The organism is Burkholderia sp. HAN2018, from assembly GCF_024704855.1.
Lineage (GTDB): Bacteria > Pseudomonadota > Gammaproteobacteria > Burkholderiales > Burkholderiaceae > Burkholderia > Burkholderia cepacia.
The window spans coordinates 1-4802 of the sequence record NZ_QOBB01000354.1 but is presented as its reverse complement, the minus strand read 5'-3'; the positions used below and the strand labels follow the sequence as shown (position 1 = coordinate 4802).

Genomic DNA, 4802 nt, shown 5'->3' with positions numbered 1-4802 from the left:
GGGCGGCCCGGGCGCGCCGGGCGGCTGCCGGCCGCGGGCCGCCCCGACATGACGCGAAGCACCGCTCGGCTCTAAAATGCCGGGGTTATCCTCCCGGTGCCTCGCCATGCTTGCCCGCTTTCCCCTGTATCTGCGGCTCGTCCGGATGGACAAGCCGATCGGCAGCCTGCTGCTGCTGTGGCCGACGCTCAACGCGCTGTGGATCGCGTCCGACGGCCATCCGCGCTGGCCGCTGCTCGTGATCTTCTCGCTCGGCACGCTGCTGATGCGCTCGGCCGGCTGCGCGATGAACGACTACGCCGACCGCGATTTCGACCGCCACGTGAAGCGCACGGCCGACCGGCCGCTGACGTCGGGCAAGATCCGTGCGTGGGAAGCCGTTGCGATCGCCGTCGGGCTCGCATTCATCTCGTTCCTGCTGATCCTGCCGCTCAACACGCTGACGAAGGAGCTGTCCGTCGTCGCGCTGTTCGTCGCGGGTTCGTATCCGTTCATGAAGCGTTTCTTCGCGATTCCGCAGGCGTATCTCGGGATCGCGTTCGGCTTCGGCATTCCGATGGCGTTCGCGGCCGTGCAGGACACGGTGCCGACGATCGCGTGGGTGATGCTGGTCGCGAACATTTTCTGGTCGGTCGCGTACGACACCGAATACGCGATGGTCGATCGCGACGACGACATCAAGATCGGGATCCGCACGTCGGCGCTGACGTTCGGCCGCTTCGACGTCGCGGCCGTGATGGCGTGCTATGCGGCGACGCTCGGCATCTACGTGTGGATCGGCGTGACGCTCGGCTTCGGCCTCGCGTACTGGGCCGGCTGGGCGGCGGCGGTCGGCTGCGCGCTGTATCACTACACGCTGATCAAGGGCCGCGAGCGGATGCCGTGCTTCGCCGCGTTCCGGCACAACAACTGGCTCGGCGGCGTGCTGTTCGCGGGGATCGCCGCGCACTACCTGCTGGCGGGGCCGGCGGGCAACTGAAGCGGCCGCGCGTCGGCGCGCGATGCGCGATGCCAACAAAAAAGCGGCCGAGGCCGCTTTTTTGTTGCCGGTGCCGGAAGGGAGGCCCTGGGGCGGGCGCGGCGCTTACGCGCGGCCGAGCTCGTCGCCCATTTCCTTCGCACGCGCTCCGGCCGCGAGCGCGCCGCGCACGATCGCGTCCTTCACGCCCTGCGCGTCGAACGATGCGAGCGCAGCGGCCGTCGTGCCGCCCTTCGACGTCACGCGCTCGCGCAGCACGCTTGCCGGCTCGCCCGATTGCGCGGCGAGTTGGGCGGCGCCCGTGAACGTCGCGACCGCGAGCGCGCGGCCCTGTTCGTCGTTCATGCCGAGCTGGCGCGCGGCTTCCTGCAGCGCTTCGATGAAATAGAACACATACGCGGGGCCGCTGCCCGAAATGGCCGTGACGGCATCGAGCTTCGACTCGTCGTCGAACCACACGATCTCGCCGACCGCGCCGAGCACGTTCGACGCGAGTTCGCGGCCCGCCGCATCGACGCCCGGCAGTGCGGCGAGGCCCGTCACGCCCATGCCGACGAGCGCGGGCGTGTTCGGCATCGTGCGCACGACGCGTGCGTAGTCGCCGAGCCAGCGCGCGAGATCGCTGCCGCGGATGCCGGCCGCGATGCTGATCACGAGCTGTGTCTTCAGGTGGGGCGCGAGCGCCTGCGCGACGTCCTTCAGCACCTGCGGCTTCACCGCGAGCACGATCGCGTCGTAGTCGGCGAGCGTTGCGTCGACGGCCGCGCCGGTGCGGATGCCGAATTGCTGCGCGGCGCGTGCGCGCACCTCTTCGTTGACGTCGATGGCATACAGGCCGTCAGCGGCGACGCCGCGCTTGATCAGGCCGCCGATCAGGGCCGCGGCCATGTTGCCGCCGCCGATGAATGCGATTTTCATGGTGTTCGATTGAGCGAGTGAGTGAACGGGAGGGCGGAAAGGGCGCGGCGTTCAGTGCGAGTAATCGCGCGCGCCGAAGATCGCGGTGCCGACGCGCACGATCGTCGCGCCTTCGAGCACGGCCGCGTCGAGATCGGCGGACATGCCCATCGACAGCGTGTCGAGCGGCAGGCCGTCGGCGCGCAACGCGTCGAACAGCGTGCGCAGCGCGCGATGCGGCACGCGTTGCGCGTCGGTGTCGCCGGCCGGTTCGGGAATCGCCATCAGGCCGCGCAGCCGCAGCGACGGCAGCGCGGCGACCGCGCGCGCGACCTCGGCCACGTCGGCCGGTGCGACGCCGCTCTTCGACGCCTCGCCGCTGATGTTCACCTGCACGCACACGTTGAGCGGCGGCAGGTGCGCGGGGCGCTGTTCCGACAGGCGCTGCGCGATTTTCAGCCGGTCGACCGAATGGACCCAGTCGAAGCGTTCGGCAACCGGGCGCGTCTTGTTCGATTGCAGCGGCCCGATGAAATGCCATTCGAGGCTCGCGCGCAGGTCGGCGAGCGCGTCGATCTTGTCGATCGATTCCTGCACGTAGTTTTCGCCGAATGCGCGCTGCCCGGCCGCATGCGCGGCGCGCACGTCGGCGGCGGGAAACGTCTTCGAGACGGCGAGCAGCGATACGGTGGCGGGATCGCGGCCGGCCGCGCGGGCGGCGTCGGCGATGCGGCGATGAACGGATTCGAGGCGGGCGGCGAGATCGGACATGACGGGCACGAAAGCAGGCACGGAAGCGGGCATGTAGCGGATGCGCCGCGGCACGCGGCGCATCGATCCGCCCATTATACGGACGCCGGGCGCGAGGCCCAGGGCCCGCCCGTCATTCGTATGAACAGGCCCTAGCCATACAGCAGGTGCTCGACGAGCTGGATCCAGTGGGCCACCGGAATCTGCGTGCCGCTCTGCAGGTGCGCGATGCAGCCGACGTTGCCGGAGACGATCATCTGCGGCTCGAGCGCCTGCAGCTTCAGCAGCTTCTGCTTGCGCAACCGGTACGACAGCGACGGCTGCGTCAGCGAATAGGTGCCGGCCGAGCCGCAGCACAGATGGCTGTCCGCCGGCAGCCGCACGTCGATGCCGAGGGTCTCGAGCAGGCGTTCGACCTTGCCGCGCGACTGCTGGCCGTGCTGCAGCGTGCACGGCGGGTGGTACGCGACCGTATGAACCGCGCGGCGGCGCGCGAGCGTCGCGAGCTCGGCCTCGAACGCGAGCAGCACGTCGGAGATGTCGCGCGTCAGCGACACGATGCGCTGCGCCTTCTCGGCGTAGGCCGGGTCGTCGCGCAGCAGGTGCGCGTATTCGAGCACCGTCGCGCCGCAGCCCGACGCGTTCATCACGATCGCCTCGACACCCTGTTCGACATGGGGCCACCACGCGTCGATGTTGCGGCGCGCGTCGTCGAGCGCTTCGTCGTGATAGTTCAGGTGCAGGCGGATCGCGCCGCAGCAGCCGGCATCGGGCGCGACGACGGTCTCGATGCCGAGCGCGTCGAGCACGCGCGCGGTCGCGATATTGATGTTCGGCAGCATCGACGGCTGCACGCAGCCGCCGAGCATCAGCATCTTTCGCGTATGCGTCAGGTGCGGCCATTCGAGCAGCCGCGTGCGCGGCGGCACCTTGTCGCGCAGCCGCTTCGGCAGCAGCGGACGGACGTGCTGTCCGAGCCGCATCACCGGCGAGAACAGCGCGGCGTTCGGCACGAGGCTCGCGAGCACGCGGCGCACGAGACGCTGCTGCACGGGGCGCTGAACCTGTGCCTCGACGTGCTTGCGGCCGATCTCGACGAGCCGGCCGTACTGGACGCCGGACGGGCAGGTCGTCTCGCAACTGCGGCACGTGAGGCAGCGGTCGAGGTGCTGCTGCGTGCTGCGCGTGACGGGCGCGCCTTCGACCATCTGCTTGATCAGGTAGATGCGGCCGCGCGGGCCGTCGAGTTCGTCGCCGAGCAACTGGTAGGTCGGGCAGGTCGCGGTGCAGAACCCGCAATGCACGCACTTGCGCAATATCGCGTCGGCTTCGTCGCCGTCGGGCGTATTGCGGATGAAATCGGCGAGGTTCGTCTGCATCTCAGAGATCCGGATAGAGCCGGCCGCGGTTGAAGATGCGCGCGGGATCGAACGCGGCTTTCAACCCGCGGTGGATTTTCATCATCGGGGCGGGGAGCGGCGTGAACACGCCCGCGCTGCGGTCGTACGCGTCGCCCGCGCGGAACAGCGTCGCGTGGCCGCCGGCCTGCTTGGCGCTCATCCGCACGGTCTGCGCATCGGCGTCGGTGATCCACCAGCGCTGCGCGCCGCCCCATTCCATCAACTGGGTGCCGGGCAGGTGCATCGGTTCGGTGATCGACGGCAGCGCGAGACGCCACAGCGCATAGCCGGGCGGGATGCCGTGGAAGAACGGGTCGGTATGCTCGCGCAGGCCGGCCCAGAAGCGCTCGGCCTCGACCGCGTCGACGACTTCGCCGCCGAGCAGCGTCTTCGCGGATTTCACGGCCGCTTCGGCGCCCGACAGGCGCAGGACGAGCGTGCCGTTACGCCACCCGCTCGCGCTGACGGGCAGCGGATGGCCGCCCCATTCGTTGAGCTTGCGCACCGCGTCGGTCGCGGTCATCTCGAACTTCAGCGTGACTTCGGCGACGGGCATCGGCAGCACCTTGAGCGACAGGTCGAGCATCAGCCCGAGCGTGCCGAGCGCGCCGGCCATCAGCCGCGACACGTCGTAGCCGGCGACGTTCTTCACGACCTGGCCGCCGAAGCGCAGCACTTCGCCGCGACCGTTCATCAGCGTGACGCCGAGCATGAAATCGCGCGGCGCGCCGCAGGTGGCCCGGCGCGGGCCCGCGAGGCCGGCCGCGACGCAGCCG

General features: G+C 69.8%; 5 protein-coding genes. 1 reads left to right on the top strand and 4 read right to left on the bottom strand.

Annotated features, from left to right (window positions below):
- The first annotated feature begins 106 nt into the window (after nucleotides 1-106).
- The gene (ubiA, locus tag DPV74_RS39025) at nucleotides 107-979 is read left to right on the top strand and encodes a 4-hydroxybenzoate octaprenyltransferase (protein ID WP_027788330.1); all 873 of its coding nucleotides are present in this window, start codon (nucleotides 107-109) and stop codon (nucleotides 977-979) included.
- Nucleotides 980-1084: 105 nt separating this feature from the next.
- On the opposite strand, the gene proC is transcribed toward ubiA, so the two are convergent.
- The 4 genes from proC to glcE form a co-directional block, all read right to left on the bottom strand.
- Nucleotides 1085-1897, bottom strand: a complete 813-nt coding sequence (gene proC, locus DPV74_RS39020) for a pyrroline-5-carboxylate reductase (protein ID WP_059698811.1) — start codon at nucleotides 1895-1897, stop codon at nucleotides 1085-1087.
- A gap of 51 nt (nucleotides 1898-1948) precedes the next feature.
- Nucleotides 1949-2647, bottom strand: coding sequence for a YggS family pyridoxal phosphate-dependent enzyme (locus tag DPV74_RS39015; protein WP_027788328.1), 699 nt, complete (start codon nucleotides 2645-2647; stop codon nucleotides 1949-1951).
- Nucleotides 2648-2778: 131 nt separating this feature from the next.
- Complete coding sequence (glcF, locus tag DPV74_RS39010) at nucleotides 2779-4005, bottom strand: glycolate oxidase subunit GlcF (RefSeq protein WP_021163859.1); 1227 nt, start codon at nucleotides 4003-4005, stop codon at nucleotides 2779-2781.
- A 1-nt stretch (nucleotide 4006) separates the two neighbouring features.
- On the bottom strand, nucleotides 4007-4802 hold a 796-nt coding region (glcE, locus tag DPV74_RS39005), incomplete at its 5' end, for a glycolate oxidase subunit GlcE (protein ID WP_119339129.1).